Annotated in this window: 17 protein-coding genes; 4 read left to right on the plus strand and 13 right to left on the minus strand. The window is 65.1% G+C overall.

Annotated features, from left to right (window positions below; all coding sequences use genetic code 11):
* Positions 1–59 precede the first annotated feature (59 nt).
* The 3 genes from AC1DN0_RS09115 to AC1DN0_RS09125 form a co-directional block, all read right to left on the minus strand.
* Positions 60–1,409 (minus strand): MFS transporter, encoded by a 1,350-nt coding sequence (locus AC1DN0_RS09115; protein WP_441626038.1) that lies wholly within the window; start codon positions 1,407–1,409, stop codon positions 60–62.
* Entirely contained in the window at positions 1,406–2,518 is a 1,113-nt protein-coding gene (locus AC1DN0_RS09120) for an MBL fold metallo-hydrolase (protein ID WP_441626040.1), read from the minus strand. The genes AC1DN0_RS09115 and AC1DN0_RS09120 overlap by 4 nt, the downstream gene beginning before the upstream one ends.
* 67 nt (positions 2,519–2,585) lie before the next feature.
* Positions 2,586–3,086, minus strand: a complete 501-nt coding sequence (locus AC1DN0_RS09125; protein WP_441626042.1) for an ester cyclase — start codon at positions 3,084–3,086, stop codon at positions 2,586–2,588.
* 572 nt (positions 3,087–3,658) lie between these two features.
* On the opposite strand from AC1DN0_RS09125, the gene AC1DN0_RS09130 reads away from it, so the two are divergent.
* The 3 genes from AC1DN0_RS09130 to AC1DN0_RS09140 all read left to right on the plus strand — a co-directional run bounded on the left by AC1DN0_RS09130 (position 3,659) and on the right by AC1DN0_RS09140 (position 5,177).
* Positions 3,659–4,162 (plus strand): GyrI-like domain-containing protein, encoded by a 504-nt coding sequence (locus AC1DN0_RS09130; RefSeq protein ID WP_441626044.1) that lies wholly within the window; start codon positions 3,659–3,661, stop codon positions 4,160–4,162.
* A gap of 111 nt (positions 4,163–4,273) precedes the next feature.
* On the plus strand, positions 4,274–4,576 hold the full coding sequence (locus tag AC1DN0_RS09135; protein ID WP_441626046.1) for a hypothetical protein: 303 nt from the start codon (positions 4,274–4,276) through the stop codon (positions 4,574–4,576).
* A 253-nt stretch (positions 4,577–4,829) separates the two neighbouring features.
* Positions 4,830–5,177 (plus strand): hypothetical protein, encoded by a 348-nt coding sequence (locus AC1DN0_RS09140; protein ID WP_441626048.1) that lies wholly within the window; start codon positions 4,830–4,832, stop codon positions 5,175–5,177.
* 75 nt (positions 5,178–5,252) lie between these two features.
* On the opposite strand, the gene AC1DN0_RS09145 is transcribed toward AC1DN0_RS09140, so the two are convergent.
* Positions 5,253–6,455 (minus strand): MFS transporter, encoded by a 1,203-nt coding sequence (locus AC1DN0_RS09145; RefSeq protein WP_441626050.1) that lies wholly within the window; start codon positions 6,453–6,455, stop codon positions 5,253–5,255.
* A 290-nt stretch (positions 6,456–6,745) separates the two neighbouring features.
* Here AC1DN0_RS09145 and AC1DN0_RS09150 point away from each other — a divergent pair, with 290 nt between their 5' ends.
* Positions 6,746–7,126, plus strand: a complete 381-nt coding sequence (locus AC1DN0_RS09150; RefSeq protein ID WP_441626052.1) for a VOC family protein — start codon at positions 6,746–6,748, stop codon at positions 7,124–7,126.
* 181 nt (positions 7,127–7,307) lie between these two features.
* On the opposite strand, the gene AC1DN0_RS09155 is transcribed toward AC1DN0_RS09150, so the two are convergent.
* The 9 genes from AC1DN0_RS09155 to tssJ form a co-directional block, all read right to left on the minus strand.
* Positions 7,308–8,063, minus strand: coding sequence for a gamma-glutamylcyclotransferase (locus AC1DN0_RS09155; RefSeq protein ID WP_441626054.1), 756 nt, complete (start codon positions 8,061–8,063; stop codon positions 7,308–7,310).
* Positions 8,064–8,225: 162 nt separating this feature from the next.
* Positions 8,226–8,663, minus strand: a complete 438-nt coding sequence (locus AC1DN0_RS09160) for an ester cyclase (protein WP_441626056.1) — start codon at positions 8,661–8,663, stop codon at positions 8,226–8,228.
* Between the two features lie 94 nt (positions 8,664–8,757).
* Complete coding sequence (locus AC1DN0_RS09165) at positions 8,758–9,735, minus strand: Bug family tripartite tricarboxylate transporter substrate binding protein (protein ID WP_441626058.1); 978 nt, start codon at positions 9,733–9,735, stop codon at positions 8,758–8,760.
* A 63-nt stretch (positions 9,736–9,798) separates the two neighbouring features.
* Complete coding sequence (locus AC1DN0_RS09170) at positions 9,799–10,605, minus strand: SDR family NAD(P)-dependent oxidoreductase (RefSeq protein ID WP_441626060.1); 807 nt, start codon at positions 10,603–10,605, stop codon at positions 9,799–9,801.
* Between the two features lie 161 nt (positions 10,606–10,766).
* The gene (locus AC1DN0_RS09175; protein WP_441626062.1) at positions 10,767–11,864 is read right to left on the minus strand and encodes a substrate-binding domain-containing protein; all 1,098 of its coding nucleotides are present in this window, start codon (positions 11,862–11,864) and stop codon (positions 10,767–10,769) included.
* Between the two features lie 93 nt (positions 11,865–11,957).
* Complete coding sequence (locus AC1DN0_RS09180; RefSeq protein WP_441626064.1) at positions 11,958–12,578, minus strand: flavodoxin family protein; 621 nt, start codon at positions 12,576–12,578, stop codon at positions 11,958–11,960.
* A gap of 135 nt (positions 12,579–12,713) precedes the next feature.
* Positions 12,714–13,214, minus strand: a complete 501-nt coding sequence (locus AC1DN0_RS09185; protein ID WP_441626066.1) for a hypothetical protein — start codon at positions 13,212–13,214, stop codon at positions 12,714–12,716.
* Positions 13,215–13,300: 86 nt separating this feature from the next.
* Positions 13,301–13,849 carry a P-loop nucleotide/nucleoside kinase family protein gene (locus AC1DN0_RS09190; protein ID WP_441626068.1) on the minus strand — a complete coding sequence of 183 codons (549 nt, stop codon included), beginning with the start codon at positions 13,847–13,849 and terminating at the stop codon, positions 13,301–13,303.
* A gap of 287 nt (positions 13,850–14,136) precedes the next feature.
* Entirely contained in the window at positions 14,137–14,676 is a 540-nt protein-coding gene (gene tssJ, locus AC1DN0_RS09195; RefSeq protein ID WP_441626070.1) for a type VI secretion system lipoprotein TssJ, read from the minus strand.
* Positions 14,677–14,904: the final 228 nt, after the last annotated feature.

A 14,904-nucleotide genomic window follows, 5' to 3' on the forward strand; every position in this document is an offset into this window, starting at 1 on the left:
AGGCAAAGCGGGAGCGGGGACAGCGGTCTGCGCAGAAACGGTGTGGACATGGGTACGTGTCAGGACGATGCGCCCCGTGATCCGGCGGGGCGGAATGCGCGCATCGGAAACGCCAGCACGAAGATCAGCGCGGCCAGCACCAGCGCGGCGCTCAGGATGTACAGGCTATAGGCAAAGCCGCCTGTCGCCGCCTTGATCGCGCCGACCATGACCGGTGCGACCAGGCCGGCGCTGCCGCCGATCGTGCTGATCATGGCGATGCCGCCGGCCGCGCCGCGGTTCGCCAGGATGCTGCCGGGAACGGTCCACAGGATGGTGAAGGCGCTGGCAACGCCCGCCGACGACAGCGCCAGGCAAAACACCGCGGCAAGCGGGCTGTGCATGAACATGGTGGTGAGCGACAAGCCGAGCGCGCCAACCAGCGCCGCCACGGCAAAATGCCAGCGGCGCTCCCCGGTGCGGTCCGAATGGCGTCCCACGGCGACGGAGGCCGCGATGCCGGCGACCGCCGGCACCACTGCGTAGAAGCCCACCTGCAGCACACTCAGCCCCATCATCTTCAGCAACGTCGGCTGCCAGAACGACAAGGCATAGATGCCCAGGATGACCAGGAAGGAGATCAGGCCGAGCAGCCACACGCGCCCGTCGCGCAGCGCGGCGCCGAAGCCGTGGCTGGTGCGGTTGCCATTCGTGGCCTGGTCCTCTTCGAGCAGGCGGGCTACCCGCTGCTGTTCCGGGGCGGTCAGCCACCTTGCCCGGGCGGGCCCGTCCGCCAGCACGAAGAAGGCCAGGATGCCCAGCAACACGCTCGGGATGCCCTCCAGCAGGAAGAGCCACTGCCATCCCCGCAAGGACCACGTGCCGTTGAGAAAGGTCATCACCAGTCCGGCCAGCGGGCCCGCGACGATCGGCGCGGCGCCGTAAGCCATGAAAAACAGCGCCGTGGCCTGCGCCCGCCGCCGCGACGGGTACCACAGCGTGAAGTAGAACAGCACGCCCGGCGCGAAGCCGGCTTCCAGCACCCCGATCAGGAACCGCAGCGCATAGAACTGCGTGGGCGTGCTGACAAAGATCATGGCCGCCGACGCCAGCCCCCACAGGCCCATGATGCGCAGCAGCGTGGCCCGCACACCGATCTTCGCCAGCATCAGGTTGCTCGGGACCTCGAACAGCGCATAGCCGAGGAAGAAGATGCTGGCTCCCAGGCCGAACACAGCATCGCTGAAGCCTAGATCCTCGCGCATCTGCAACTGCGCGTAGCCGACGTTGGTCCGGTCCAGGTAGTTGAAAACGTAGCAGATGCACAGCAGGGGAAGCAGCCGCCAGGTGATCTTGCGGAACAGTTCGCTGTCGGTGGCCGGATCGCCGGCCACCATGCAGACCCGCTTTGTCAGGGTGACGGTATTCATTGCGCGGCGCTCCTGTCTTCCTGGAGCGCGGCAGTCTTTGCGACTGCCAGTTCGCCGAATGCGGTCTCGCCCCACAGGTGGCTGGATGGCGCGCCGGGGAACAGCCAGTACGGCGTGCACTCGGACGAAGGCACGACATTGCTGAACGGATGGGCTTCCGAAGTGCCCGCGATGGTCTTCTCCAGCACCATCGACAGGTACTGGTCGTTGCTGCCCTCCTGGGTATTGCCGTTCAGGATCACTTCCGCGCCGGTGGCGCGGGCAAAGCGCCGGATGCCGTTGTGGCGCGAGTTCGCAGGCGCCCAGCTATCCGCCGAGACGCCGTTTTCGCTGCTGACGCGGATGCCGTCTGGCGCGCGGTACACCAGCGAGTGGTTGCCTTCCGTATGTCCTGGCGTATGCACGAGTGCCAGGCCGCGCCCCAGGCGCACGCTGCCGCTGAAGGCGACGATGCGTTCCGGCTGCACGCCCGCCAGGCCATTGGGACAGTACCAGTCGGCCTGTACCGGCAGCAGGCCGTGCACGCTGGCCAGTTCTTGCTGGTGCACCAGCAACCTGGCGTTCGGCAACAGCCCGGCGTGGCCGTTGCTGCCGAGCCAGCGGCGTACGTCCTGCGTGTGCAGGTGATCGTAGGTGATGTAGTCGATCTGCTCCGGCGCCACGCCGCAGCGCTCGAGCGCCTGCGGCACGGTGGCGTAGACGGGCGCGATGGTGCTGTGCAGGAATTGCGGCGTCTGCGTGCCCATGCGCTTGAAGTAAGGCGTCTCGGCGCCCGCCTCGAAGTCCGCGGGAGTGAACAACAGCGTGCGCAACTGTCCCGCGAAGTCCTCGTACTGGATCAAGGTCATGCGCGATAGCAGGTGGATCAGGTGCGGCTTGAGCATCTGCTGCGAGTACACGCCGTTGAACGCATACCAGGCAGGGTAGGGGACTCGCAAAAGGTTGAAGCTGCGCGCGAACCGTACCGGCGGCTCCTCCAGGAACTGTTCGCGGAACTGCTGCCCCGCGCGGCGCAGCGCGCGCAAGCGGTCCTGCGGGGCGGGCGCGCCGCGGGCGCCGTCGAAATCGGAGAGCGGCAACGGGCCGGACGGATCGGGTTCGCGTTTCATGCGGTGTCTCCTGTGGTCTTTGCTTTATCGTTTTTGTTTGTTCTCTTTCCCCCCAGCGTGGCAATGCTCAAAAGGCAGGTTCGGCCTGGTGCGCCTGCGGCTGCCCCAGCAGGCCGCCGATCAGCCGGGGCAATATCTCGGGCGGCGTTCCGGCCAGCAACTGGCGCATCATCGTCAGCGTGTCGAAATACACGCGCTCGCAGACCAGCCGCTCGTCTTCGAAGATGAACAGCGCGATCATGCGGCAGCGAAAGGCATTGCCCGTCGGCGGCAGGCCGCGCAGCGGGCCGCGGTGCGTGCCAAGCAGCCAGAACTCGACGATGACGGAATCGTCCGTGTGACGAAGCTGGATGATCTCGTGCCGTTGGTCGGGGAAGGCCTTGCGGCTGTCGATGTAGTACTGGCGCACGGTATCGGTGCCGTCGTGCACTTCGCCGCTCGGGATCAGCTCATAGTGCGGATGCGGAAAGGTAGCGAGCACCGCGTCGAAATCCTGCCGCGTTTCGTCGGCAAAGTGGTCAAGCACAAGGCGTTCGCGGTGTGCCTTGAGTTCGGAGGAAACGGTCATGTTGTAGCTCCATGTGGGGCAATCTGCGGATCGGTGCGGCTGGTGCCGCCATCCGTTGCCTGGAGCGATTATCTGCAGCGCGCCGCGGGAAGACTGTCGCGGCTTGGCAGTTGCTGATCCGGATAAACCCCGTGCCGGGGTTGATGAGGGCCGGGCGGCTACGCGTCCGCCGCTTCCTGCGCCGGCATGCCCATGCGTGTCGTCAGTTCGACATAGATGGCTACGCTCGCGGTCCGCAAGGGGTAGCAGGCAACCTCGTCCGAACGGGGTCTTCCGTGCGGCCGGTGCCGCGAACGCTTGCAGGCTGAGCAGCCCGGAGACCGGCATGGGCGCTATCGGCGTGCGCATGTTCCTCCCGAGTGCTTCGCCGGGGTACCATGCCGCCATGGTCAAACTTGCTCGCTCCCGAACCTCGGTCAGCCCGGATACGCCGCAGGCGCTGTTCTTGACCGGGGACGCCGCGGGCGCTGTCGGGCTGTTTCCTGTGATACCCGGCGCAGCGCTTGTCGTGCGTCGCCCATAGCCGTTCCTTGAGACGTTCCTTTTGTATTCCCTTGACGGAGCCTGTACGCATGCAAGAACCGAAAGCCGCCGATCTCCCTTCGCCACGTTTCGAAACCGGCCCGACGCTATGGGTAGCCGGACTCAGCGACCGTTTCACGCCGGACACGCACGCGGGCATCCCGGCACTCTGGCAGACGTTCATTCCCTATATCGGACAGGTCCCGGGCCAGGTGGGCTGGATCACCTACGGCTTGTGCTGCAATCCCGGGAAGGACGGCAGCTTCGAGTATGTCGCCGGTGTCGAGGTGCGGAGCCCGGACGGGCTGCCACCGTCCTTTCGCTCCATCAAGGTAGACCCGCAGCGCTATGCCGTGTTCGAGCATGCTGGCGATATCTCGACGCTGCACGTGACCTGCCGCACCATCTGGCAAACGTGGCTGCCGGCATCAGGCTTCCAGTCGGGGCATGCTCCCGATTTCGAGCGCTATAGCGCGGACTTCGATCCTGTCGCGGGAACCGGCACGGTGGAAATCTGGTTGCCGCTCAGGGACGCGGTGAGCGGGCCGGCATAAGGACTAGCTACCAGCATGTACAGAAAGCCAGCCGGCGTCATGTTTTTGATACTGCATTCGGCAAGCAGCTTCGCCACGGCACAGTGCCCACCCGACGCGTCCTGCGGCCCCTTGACGCCGGAATTCAAGGTGGCGATGTACGCCTCCATCGTTGCCTTCCCGATGGCGTGCGCGAAGCTGGATCCCGCGAATGCGGCTCGCTACACGGCAGCCCTGCAGACGGAGCTTGGCAAGCTGGACGCCGGGGACCGGCAAGCCATGGCCGAGGCGGCGCGCGACCCTGCTCTGCCAGAGATGCTGGCTGCCGCCGGGAAGAAGCTCGACGAGGAGCAATCGCCCCGGATGCTGCTGAAAAAATGCGACCGCGCCCTCCGGCGCTCCGAAGCGGGCGAGACGGCAAGCCAGAATCGATAGCGCAGCCGGCGCGCAGGCGCGCGCGGGGAGCTTGACAGCATTTTTGCCATCAGCCACCAAAAGGCCATCCGCGCAGGGTGTTGGGCCACGACCGACGCGTTCAGCCGGTTGTTGGCCGCGCCCCATCATTTGCTCCCCGTTTTGGGCTCTTCCGTGCACACCGCGTGGCCCCGCGCCCATGGCATGGCGTGTGCTCTGTGGGAAGGTAGAGCGCCTTTCGCGGCGTTCGTCCCCCACTTCGAAGGAGCACATCATGAATCGCAAATTCGCCTGTACCGCCATCACCGCCGCCGCAATTGCCGCAGCTCTCCTGGGAGGTACCGCCTACGCCTCCGGCCCGCGGGACAGTACCGTCTCCGGTGACAAATACGGCTACAACTTCCGCACTGGCAAGACCGACGCGTTCACCGACGGTGGCCGTAGCGGCAAGTTCGACACCTTCAGTGACGGCGCCCGCATGGTCGATCCGTACACCGACGGCGGACGCATGGTCGACCCTTACACCGACGGTGGACGCATGGTCTCCGGCATGGACCGCAGGGGCGTATCGGCCGAGCCTTCGCGCAGCTTCGACGTCTACACCGACGGCGCCAATACGTGAGTGGCTGGCAGCACCCGCCACGCCAGCATCTCGCCAGATCCGCGCATGCGGGCCTGGCGAGGGCTGGATCCCGGCCTATCCGGAATCGGCCGCGCAGCGCGTCGCGTGCATCCGCCTGGCGAGGTAGGCAAGGTTGTGCGCGACAAACAGCGCCAGCAGTATCGCAGCTACGCTCCAGGCAAGCGGCGGCAACCAGGGCAACAGGGCCGCTATCTCCGGATGCTTGCTGGCCCCTGACGTGACGATGGCAATCCGTGTGAACGCGGCGAGCGCGGACAGCGCGAACACCAGCCCGGTGAAGCAGCCTTCACGCCCGACATGGCCTGCATCAATGGCGGCGTTCGCAGCGGTGCCGAAGATCACTCCCCACAGCCCGCCTGTCACGCATTGCATGGCCAGGACCCCGGCAAGGGAAGCCGCCGACGCGAATCCGAACAGGGCCAGCGTGCCAAGCGCGGTGGCCGCCAGCAGCAGAACATAGGCCGGGAGGCGCCTGAAGACTGCGGATCCCGGCAACAGCACGCACAGCGCAAAGCCGATCCAGAATGCCGGCATGACGCGAACCAGATCGGACGCCGGCATGAATTTCAGGTATGCCGGCGCCGAGTTGACAGTTGTGTGGATCTGAAATCCCAGCGCCAGGGACCAGACGGCAGCAAAGAACAGCCAGATCATCCGCGCACGCCCAGCGCCGCGTGCTGTCATTCCTGCATCGTCAACAAGGGGCGCAGGCAATGTCTCGGCCCAGCGTAACGCTGCGACAGCCACGACGAGGCCCGCGCTTGCAACGACAAAGGGCAAGGTCGGCGATATACCGCGCAGCCAGACGGTAAGCGTGGGCGCCAGCGCGGCGGCGATGCCAAGGCCGAGAAAGGAGCACGCCACAAAGAACGGCGTGGCCGAAGTCTTCATGCTCCTGCTGATGATCACCATGGGCGGCGCGCGCAGCGCCGAAGATGTCGCGGCCCACACCGCGGTCAGGCCAATCAGGAGCACTGGTGAAGTCGCGTGCGGCAGCAGGACAAACGCGGCGCACGAAGCCACGGTCATGGCCAGTATCCACCCGCCAAGATGCCGCATCGCATTCGCGACACGATCCGCGGCAATGCCCAGCGCGCAATCCATGGCGACAAAGATCACCTGGTCCATCAACAGGATCCAGGCGGCATGTTCCCGGGGAATGCCCGCCTGCGCCGCCAGTTGCGGAAGAAACGCGAGGTATAGCGTCCACGTGACCGCGAGCAGGAATTGCACGGAACAAAAGATCAGGGCGCGCATTGATCTCTCCGGCTATGCATCGAGGGAATCGGTCATTCACCCGCGGCCGCGCGGCAGCATGCCCATGCCGCCAAACCCTTCACCACCAAGCATAGAGCAGGCGCTTGTTGCGCGAAAGCGTGCACTTTGTGCGGGACATGCACCATGTCCCGGGACGGATTCATCCCGCTGTGCATGCCGCAGCGTTGCCGGCTTGAGTCCCCCGCCACGATGAACAATACTGGGCCATAGGCTCGCAGGACGGAGTGGGCGGGACCTGCGCATGCCGAAGTCATATCAAGGAGCGATCCATGTTGCGCGACAGTCATGCATTCAGCGGATTCTCGGTCGACGACATCGCAAAAGCGACGGACTTCTATGGCGGAACGCTGGGCCTGGAAGTGACAAAGACCGGGGGCGTGCTGACGCTGTACCTTGCTGGCGGCAACAACGTGTTGCTCTATCCCAAGGCAAACCATGCGCCAGCCACGTTTACCGTGCTGAATTTTCCCGTGGAAAGCGTGGACCGCGCCGTGGAACAGCTGGGCAAGCGCGGCGTGCGGTTCGAGATCTACGACCTGCCTGGGCTGAAGACCGACGAACGCGGGATCTGCCGGGACAGCGGCGGCCCTGTCATTGCGTGGTTCAAGGATCCGGCGGGCAACATCCTCTCGGTGCTTGAGCCGATGTAGGTCTTTGCAGCCGGCGGCGGGGCAGCGGCAGATCTCTGCGCGATATCCGAGGTGACATCGCGGACGCAAGAAGGGCCGTTCATGCCACTTTCAGCCATCGTTTCGGCAATTATCAAAATTCGGAAACGATGACCTTGGTATCTGGCCATGAACCGGCCTGACAGGCTGGCTGACGGCGTGGCTACTCGTGGTGTCCCGCGCCTGACTGCGTGCCGGTGGCTCGAAGATCGGCCAGGTTTCTGGCGACAAGCCGCTGCAGGTTCCAGAGACTGGCATCCCGGATGCCAAGGCGCTCCAGGTGATCAACGGTCTGCATCAGGTACTCGGCACCGGATCCCCAATGGCCGACTGCCTTGCTCAGCACGCTTGCGATTTCCTCGTTGGTCACGCCGCCGACAAAATTGCGGCCCTTGCGATCGGCGGCAAAGACGATGGCGCGCACGGGGGTCTGTCCCGCCCTGGCGGTCACCCATCGGGGTGGGCTGGTGGGCGGCTTGACGGTCATCTCCCGCCGCCAAAGGATGCGGAGGACCTTCATTGCCCGGTCCCCGGCGATTCGATACAGTGCGCCACGGCAACTGCCACCCGGTACCAGCGACATCATCAGCCCGGGCTGTTCGGGCGTACCGCGGAACCGTGTGAGCCGGATGCAGAAGGCACGATGCCAGCCGTGCAGGGCGGCTGGCATCTGTTCGTCAACCTCAAAGCCCGGGTTCCACAGCAGCGAGCCATAGGCGAACAGCCAGATGTCCTGGCCGTGCCACGCGCCGGCGGCCAATAGCGCATCCAGGGATGCGTCGTAGTCGGCCTCGTTGTGGACGACGACGCCAGGGGCGGGCCCGGCGTCCTCGACCTTGCGCGCAATGCGCCCCACCAGGTCGGGCGTCAGGCGCGGCGGTGCCGAGCGGTGCTGATGTGTCGTAGCGGGCGGTTGCATCCGTGCTCCCCATTCACTGCCTCGCGGCGATGCGGCTCGGCTGCTGTAACGCTAGACCACGCGGCAACATAGAACAAGGCTGGGCCGGCCAGGTGCCGGCGCCATGGCGAAGTGGCGAGGTGACGATACCTCCACCGTGATCCCGCGGCTGGGGAGTGCCCTTTACCCAGCCGCCAGCCCCAGCGAGCGCAACTTCGCCCCCTGGTCGAAATACGGCCTCTCGCAAACGATCTTGTCGCTGCCTGGCGCGAACTCGAACGATGCCGCCATGCGCACCCGGAACGCGCGGCCCGTCGGCGGGTACACGGTGCCGTTTGCCTTCAGGGGGCCGAGATGGGTGCCGGTGAGCCAGAACTCCACCAGCACCGTGTCGTCCGCGGCCGCAATGGCGATGATCTCGTTGGCCTGGTCGGGAAAGGGTGTGCGCGACGACGCAAAGTAGCCGCGCACCGCTTCCTCGCCATCGAAGACCGCGCCGCCGCCGTGCATCTCGTAGCGCGGGTGGGCGAATGTGGCGATGACGGCGTCCCATTCCCGGGTGCACTCCAGGGCCATGTGATCGCGAACGGTCTGGATGCGGGCTAGAGACAAACTATCCATGTTTTGGGCTCCGTGATGATGCGTCGTGAATGCGTTGATGCGTTGATGTGTTGATGTGTTGACCCGGTTTGGTTCGATGGCGCGGGGCAGCCGCTCATTCCTGCGTGACGCCGGCGGTCCTTGCAACTTCCTTCCATGCCGGGATGTCGCGGGCATTCAGCCTGCCGAGTTCCTCGCCGCTCATCGGCGTGGCGGCGATGCCCATTTCCAGCAGGCGCACCCTGATTTCCGGCATGGCAAGCACCTGGTTCAATGCGTCCGACAGCTTCCGCACGATCGGCTTCGGCGTGCCGGCCGGTACATAGAGTCCCCAGCGGAACACACGGTCGAAATCGATGCCCTCGTCGACATAGCTCTTCACGCCGGGCAGGCTGGGCGAGCGCGAGGTACAGGTGCCAAGCGCCTTGACCTTGCCGGACTTGACGAAGGGCGTGCCTGAGGTCATGTCGACGTAACCCAGCTTGATATGCCCGGCAACAATGTCGTTGAGTACCTGCGGCACGGTCTTGTAGGGGATATGCGTCATCGAGGCGCCGGCGAGCTGCTTGAGCACTTCGCCGCAGAACTGTCCGGTGGAGCCGGTGCCCCAGCTGGCGTACTGCACCTGGTTGGGATGGCTCTTGGTGTACGCCACCAGCTCCTTCAGGTCGTTCGCCGGAAAATCGTTGCTGGCCACCAGCAGGATTGCGGCCGTGCCGACTTGCCCGATGGCGGTGAAATCCTTGACCGGATCGTAGGGCAGCTTGGTGTAGACGGCGGCGTTCAACATATGCGTGGTGGCGCCGCCGAGGGTGAAGGTATAGCCGTCAGGTGCGGCGCGCGCCACGGCTTGCGTGCCGATGATGCCGGAGGCACCGCCTTTGTTCTCGACCACGATGGGCTGCTTCAGGATCGCCGACATGCGTTCCGCGAGCACCCGGCCGAGAATGTCGCCACCGGAGCCGGCGGAGATCGGCAGCAACAGGCGAATGGGGTGGGAAGGATAGTCGGCGGGGGATTCCGCGGCTTGCGTGGCGGACACGGGCGCTGCGAGCGCGACGAGGAGCGAGGCGGTGGCGAGGTAGTGGGGCATTGGGGTGTCTCCTGCTTCTTTGTGATGTGCTACAGGGCCTGTCCGGCGCTTCGGGCCTGCCGGTCACAGACCCAGCCCGCCATCCACGACCATCTCCAGACCGGTCACATAGCGCGATTCATCGGATGCAAGAAACAGCGCCGCGTATGCAATATCCCATGGCGTACCCTGCCGGCCCATCGGGCAGCGGCTGTTTCGGAACTCGCGCGCGGCTTGCACCGCCGCCGCGTCGCCATCCGTGAGATGGGCCGCGTGCGGCGTATCGATCAGGCCGGGCAGGATCACGTTGCAGCGCACCTGCTCCGCCGCATAGCGGCGCGCAAGGATGCGCGTCATATGGTTGAGCGCGGCCTTCGATGCGTTGTAGGAGAGAAAGGGCATGGGCCCCCATCTGCGGCTGGCGATCGAAGAGATGTTGATGATCGAGCCGCCACCCTGCGCGATCATGTGCGGCATCACCTTCTGGCAGGCGAGCATGGCGCCCTTCAGGTTGATGTCGAACACGCGGTCCCAGGATTCCTCGGTGATGTCTTCGAGTTCGGCGATCTCCTCGATGCCCACGTTGTTGTGCAGCACGTCGATGCGGCCGTAGTGCCCTCGGCAGGCGTCCACCATGGCTGCCAGCCGCGCACCGTCTCGCACGTCGGCCTCGAAGGCGCTGGCGCGTCCACCCTCGGCTTCGATCTGGCTCGCGGTGCGCCGGGCCAGCGCCAGGTCGCGGTCCACGCACAGCACCGCTGCGCCTTCGCGTGCATAGACGATGGCGGCGGCGGCGCCGTTGCTGGTGTCGGCGCCGATCGAACCCGCGCCGACAACGATGGCTGCCTTGCCGGCAAGCCGGTTCATTCCCTTGCGATTGCTGTCCGGCATGCTGTGCCTGTCTCCGTGGTGATCCCTTTTCATGGCCCCGCGCCGATGGGGATGCGAAAAATATAGCACAGGATTGAAACGTTTCAAGTCAAGGGTAAACGACTGGCTGCGGCGACGCGGAATAAAGACAAGACGCGAAGATGCCCTGTGGGAAGCAAGCCTTAGCTGGCCGCGCTCTTTGCCCTTGGCCGTAGCGGCTTCCTGCGCGTGCGCGCATCGATTGCGGCGCACGACTCGCGCAGGATCAGGTCGCAGGTCAGCATCAGGTGCCCGGTGGGGGTGGATTCGCCGCTGCCTTGCGCCTGCGGTTCCATTTCGGCAAGCAGCAACTGCGCCGCATGGCGCCCCATATCCTGCAGGCTCCAGCTCAGGGTCGTCAGCTCGGGGGTGTGCACCTGCGCCAGTTCGGTATCGCCCACGCAGATCACCGACAGGTCGCCGGGAATGTCCTTGCCGCACTGGCGTGCCGCTTTTAGCGCGCCGGCCAGCAGCGTGGTGCCCAGTCCGAAGATGGCGGTAGGCGGCGCAGCCTGCTGGAACAGTGCCAGGCATTGCGAGAAGGCGACATCCATCGAACTTGTGTCGATGCGCACGAGGTCCAGTGCTCCGGTAGCGCCGCGCGCTGCGGCGGCCGTCTCGAAGGCATGCCAGCGCTCGCGCGCGGGGCGCAGGTGCGAGCTGGGGAAGAGCAGGGCGATGCGACGGTGGCCGAGGTCGAGCAGGTAGTTCGCCGCTTTCAGCGCACCGCTGAAATGGTCCACCTTTACGCTAGGGCGGTCCGGGGCGATATCGCGGTCGAGGATGACCAGCGGCGCATCGATTTGCGCGATCTGCTGCTGCAGCTTGGCCGAGCTTTCGGAGCCGGGCGCAAACAGCACGCCGTCGACGCCGACGCGGGCAACGTCGAGCAGCAACTCGCATTCGCGTTCGGTGTCGTTATGCGTGTCTACCAGCAGCAAAGTGTAGCCGGCTTCGCGCAGCACGTGTTCGGCCGCGCGCACGATGACGCCATAGAAGCGGTTGGTGATATCGGGCACCAGGCAGGCCACCAGCCGGGAGCGCCGCGAGCGCAGGCTGCGGGCGGCGGCGTTGGTGACGTAGCCGATCCTGCGAGCGACCTCGACCACGTGCGTGACGGTCTCGGCGGAGGGCCCGCCGCGTCCCGCCATCGCATTGGATGCGGTACCCACCGAAACGCCCGCTTGCTCGGCCAGGTCCTTCAGGGTCGGCTTGCGCTGCGCTTCAGTGGTCTTCTTCATGGGACTCCGCGGATCTCGTCGTTTCCTGATGCCGGCAGTGTAGCATGGGCATGAAACGATTCAATCGCGCGGAGCGGACTTGCGGGAAGCGCTTCAGGCCGCCTTCTTCAACGTCGCCAGCGCCTGCCGGCCAGCCGCCAGTTGCTGCGCCACTTCCGCGACGCGCGCACCCAGGTGCTCGGCCGTGCGCAGGTCCGCCAGCGGGGGCACCACATCCGAGCTTTCGTCAGCGTTCGACTGCGCGGCCGCGCCCAGGAAGAAGCCGTGGCGATTCAGCGAATCCTCGGTCGACTTCGAGTTATTGTGTCCCGGCGGCAGGCCAAGGTTGACCCAGTGCATGCCGTGCTGGGCGGCGAAGATCGAGATCTGCTGCAGTGTGGCCAGCTTGTCGCCCGAACGCGATGCCGCGTTGGTGAAGCCCGCCGCCACCTTGTTGGCCCACTTGCCGCCCTTGGCGAAGACATTGCGCGAGGTGGCGTCCATAAAGCCCTTGAACTGCGCCGATGCGCTGCCCATGTAGGTGGGCGCGCCGAAGATGATGCCGTCCACGTTCTCGAGCGTGTCCCAGTGCTGGTCGATGTCGTCGACGCTGATCAGCAGGCTTTCCACGCCATCGACGCTGGCGGCGCCGCGTGCGACGGCCTGTGCCTGCTTGGCGGTATGGCCGTAGCCGCTGTGGTAGACGATGGCGATCTGGGTAGCGTTGGCGTTCATGATATGGGCCTCAAAGAAATTTGAAATATTTGAATGTGGCCTGCATCGCGTTGGTCGTTTGATTGCTGGGCCGGTGAAGCAAGTCTAGGCATCTGCCGGCGCAGTTGGTGGGAACAATCTCAACCAGTTGTTGAATTATTTTGAATGAACGGGCGGCGTGAGAGATTTGGTACGTCTGGCCCATCGCGCCAGCCGCGCGTGCCGGTGCCGGAACAGGCATCTCACCACGGCGACCATTGCGCCTTCACAACCTGGCAGCCAGGCTGCAGGCCCCCGCAACTTGAAAGCCAGCCGGTCGCGTACCTCGCAAAAGCCATCGGCCGTATCGCGAATCGTCCGCTCGTGCACCCAGCTGCGCATGGTCAGCATCCGCGACGTTTCCCTGAACCGGTACCCGGGCCCGACCTCCGCCAGCATGATGTCGTCCGCGTCCACCGGAAGCACGCAAAGCGCCAGCAGCCAGCTGCGGCCGAGGCGCTCGCCAAGCGGCAGCTCGTCGAGCGTCCTGCCTCGCATGGCGGCCGGGGCCGTCATACGCAGCCAGGGAAACAACTCATCGTTGATGCCTTCCGCCGTGGTCGCGCGGTGCCAGGCCTGGCTGGCGCGCACTGGCAGCGGGGAGGCAAGCTCGAACATCAACGGCATAGGAGGCCATCCGGCAATGGTTGAATCCGCTGGCCATGATAACGGAAGGGCACTCCCGCACTCGATGCTGCGCCGGATCAGGAGGATGGCGTCAAGCCGGCAACGGCTACAGTGGCAGGTTCATGCCGGATCACGTGGAAACCCTCGCCCTCCGATGGCGCAACGAAGTATCGGGTGATTTCATCGAACTGCGCATCGCTGGTCTCAAACGCATGCGTGCCGCTGGCATTGCGGGCGCGCAGGCGTGCCTTGCACAAGGTGTCCGGCATATCGAGATAGTGGAGCTGATGCGGTACGCCCGCCTGCTCGAATATGGCCCTGGCCCAGCTTCGGCTGGCCGGCGTGTTGGCGGGGAAATCGAGCACGACCGACATGCCCGCCAGCAGCAGTGCCTCGATGTGGCCGGTCATGGCGTCTCGCAGCCTGCCGGCGCAGCGGACATAATCGGAGATCGCCCGGATTTCCCCAGGGTAGAGGCGCGACAGCCAATCGTCCTCGCTGATCAGCACGGTCGCCGGACGGGCCGCGAGTTGCTTCGCCAGCGTCGATTTTCCTGCGCCGATCTTGCCGCAGACCATATAAAGGGTGGCGGGTGGTCGGGACGAGGGAACGTTGTGTGGCTGCATTTCAATCTCCTTGGCGATGAAAGCCCCGGGAGACGGAAACAAAAAACCCGCCTCATGGGGCGGGTTGCTTTGTGTGCTCAGGCCACGCGCTAACCCACCATCCGGGGGATGGTGCGAATAATCGAAGGGGTTTGCACGCGGTTCATGAGATGGAGGATAAGTGACTGCGCGTTGGCACGCAATCACTTTGGAACGAGTGCCACCCGGCACCCAGCTGCGCATAGTCAGCATCCGCGACGTTTCCATGAACCGGTACCCAGGTCCGACCCCGGCCAGCATGATGCCGTCTACCGTCCACGGGCAGGACCGTCAAAGGAGGCTCCCGCCAGTTCCAGCGTGCTGCCTCGCACTTCGCTCTTCACGGGATCGGTCTTTTTCCACTGCTTCTTCGGCACCATCAGTTTCCAGGTCGCCTCCTTGTCCGGACTCCGGAAGAGGGCAATGACCCCGACATACTGCGCGTCGGCATGCATCGGCTCGCTCAGGCTTACGCTCGCGTCCGGGCGCAGCACCACGTCCCTGGCCGCTAGCAGATCGGCCTTGAGGGATTCGAGGTCATTCGTCTGCAACTGCGCATAGCCCAGCTGTTCAAAGGCCTGCGGCGATTTCAACTGGTAGATCCGCACCACCGTCGACAACGATTGTCCGGCGCCGTTTGCATTTAACGACGGCCGGCTGGTGAGATCGAGGCTCATGGTCTTGACCTGCGTCGTGAAGGCCCATTTCGTGGCCTCCACCGTGCTGTCCTTGACTGCCTGGCCCACGCCGCAACCAGCCATATGGGTGGCAACCAGCAGTAGGGCACCGTTTCGAAGCTGTCGCCTCATCGTGTTGATCCTCTTTGTGCAGCGTATCGCTGCGTTTCATTGACAGTGCGGGTTCAGCGTTGCGCCGGCATCCCTGAGCTGTGCCCGCGCCAGTTCCCGAGTTGCACGCGGGTAACGGCATCGCTGGCGCCCGGGGCGTCGGCTTCGCTGTGCCGCCTGAGCTGCGTGGTGTAGCCCAGGCTCACCTGGTCCGAATTCAAGGCCGGCGCCGGCATCAGCGCGGGCCTC

This window comes from Cupriavidus sp. 05N39, from assembly GCF_056397325.1.

What these genes read in the sequence shown, in the direction of transcription:
- AC1DN0_RS09120 (WP_441626040.1), bottom strand. Translation starts at nt 2,518, where the DNA reads ATGAAACGCGAACCCGATCCGTCCGGCCCGTTGCCGCTCTCCGATTTC.
- AC1DN0_RS09155 (WP_441626054.1), bottom strand. Translation starts at nt 8,063, where the DNA reads ATGCAACCGCCCGCTACGACACATCAGCACCGCTCGGCACCGCCGCGC.
- AC1DN0_RS09175 (WP_441626062.1), bottom strand. Translation starts at nt 11,864, where the DNA reads ATGAAGAAGACCACTGAAGCGCAGCGCAAGCCGACCCTGAAGGACCTG.
- AC1DN0_RS09130 (WP_441626044.1), top strand. Translation starts at nt 3,659, where the DNA reads ATGCAAGAACCGAAAGCCGCCGATCTCCCTTCGCCACGTTTCGAAACC.
- AC1DN0_RS09150 (WP_441626052.1), top strand. Translation starts at nt 6,746, where the DNA reads ATGTTGCGCGACAGTCATGCATTCAGCGGATTCTCGGTCGACGACATC.
- AC1DN0_RS09115 (WP_441626038.1), bottom strand. Translation starts at nt 1,409, where the DNA reads ATGAATACCGTCACCCTGACAAAGCGGGTCTGCATGGTGGCCGGCGAT.
- AC1DN0_RS09160 (WP_441626056.1), bottom strand. Translation starts at nt 8,663, where the DNA reads ATGGATAGTTTGTCTCTAGCCCGCATCCAGACCGTTCGCGATCACATG.
- tssJ (WP_441626070.1), bottom strand. Translation starts at nt 14,676, where the DNA reads ATGAGGCGACAGCTTCGAAACGGTGCCCTACTGCTGGTTGCCACCCAT.
- AC1DN0_RS09185 (WP_441626066.1), bottom strand. Translation starts at nt 13,214, where the DNA reads ATGTTCGAGCTTGCCTCCCCGCTGCCAGTGCGCGCCAGCCAGGCCTGG.
- AC1DN0_RS09180 (WP_441626064.1), bottom strand. Translation starts at nt 12,578, where the DNA reads ATGAACGCCAACGCTACCCAGATCGCCATCGTCTACCACAGCGGCTAC.
- AC1DN0_RS09145 (WP_441626050.1), bottom strand. Translation starts at nt 6,455, where the DNA reads ATGCGCGCCCTGATCTTTTGTTCCGTGCAATTCCTGCTCGCGGTCACG.
- AC1DN0_RS09165 (WP_441626058.1), bottom strand. Translation starts at nt 9,735, where the DNA reads ATGCCCCACTACCTCGCCACCGCCTCGCTCCTCGTCGCGCTCGCAGCG.
- AC1DN0_RS09190 (WP_441626068.1), bottom strand. Translation starts at nt 13,849, where the DNA reads ATGCAGCCACACAACGTTCCCTCGTCCCGACCACCCGCCACCCTTTAT.
- AC1DN0_RS09140 (WP_441626048.1), top strand. Translation starts at nt 4,830, where the DNA reads ATGAATCGCAAATTCGCCTGTACCGCCATCACCGCCGCCGCAATTGCC.
- AC1DN0_RS09125 (WP_441626042.1), bottom strand. Translation starts at nt 3,086, where the DNA reads ATGACCGTTTCCTCCGAACTCAAGGCACACCGCGAACGCCTTGTGCTT.
- AC1DN0_RS09170 (WP_441626060.1), bottom strand. Translation starts at nt 10,605, where the DNA reads ATGCCGGACAGCAATCGCAAGGGAATGAACCGGCTTGCCGGCAAGGCA.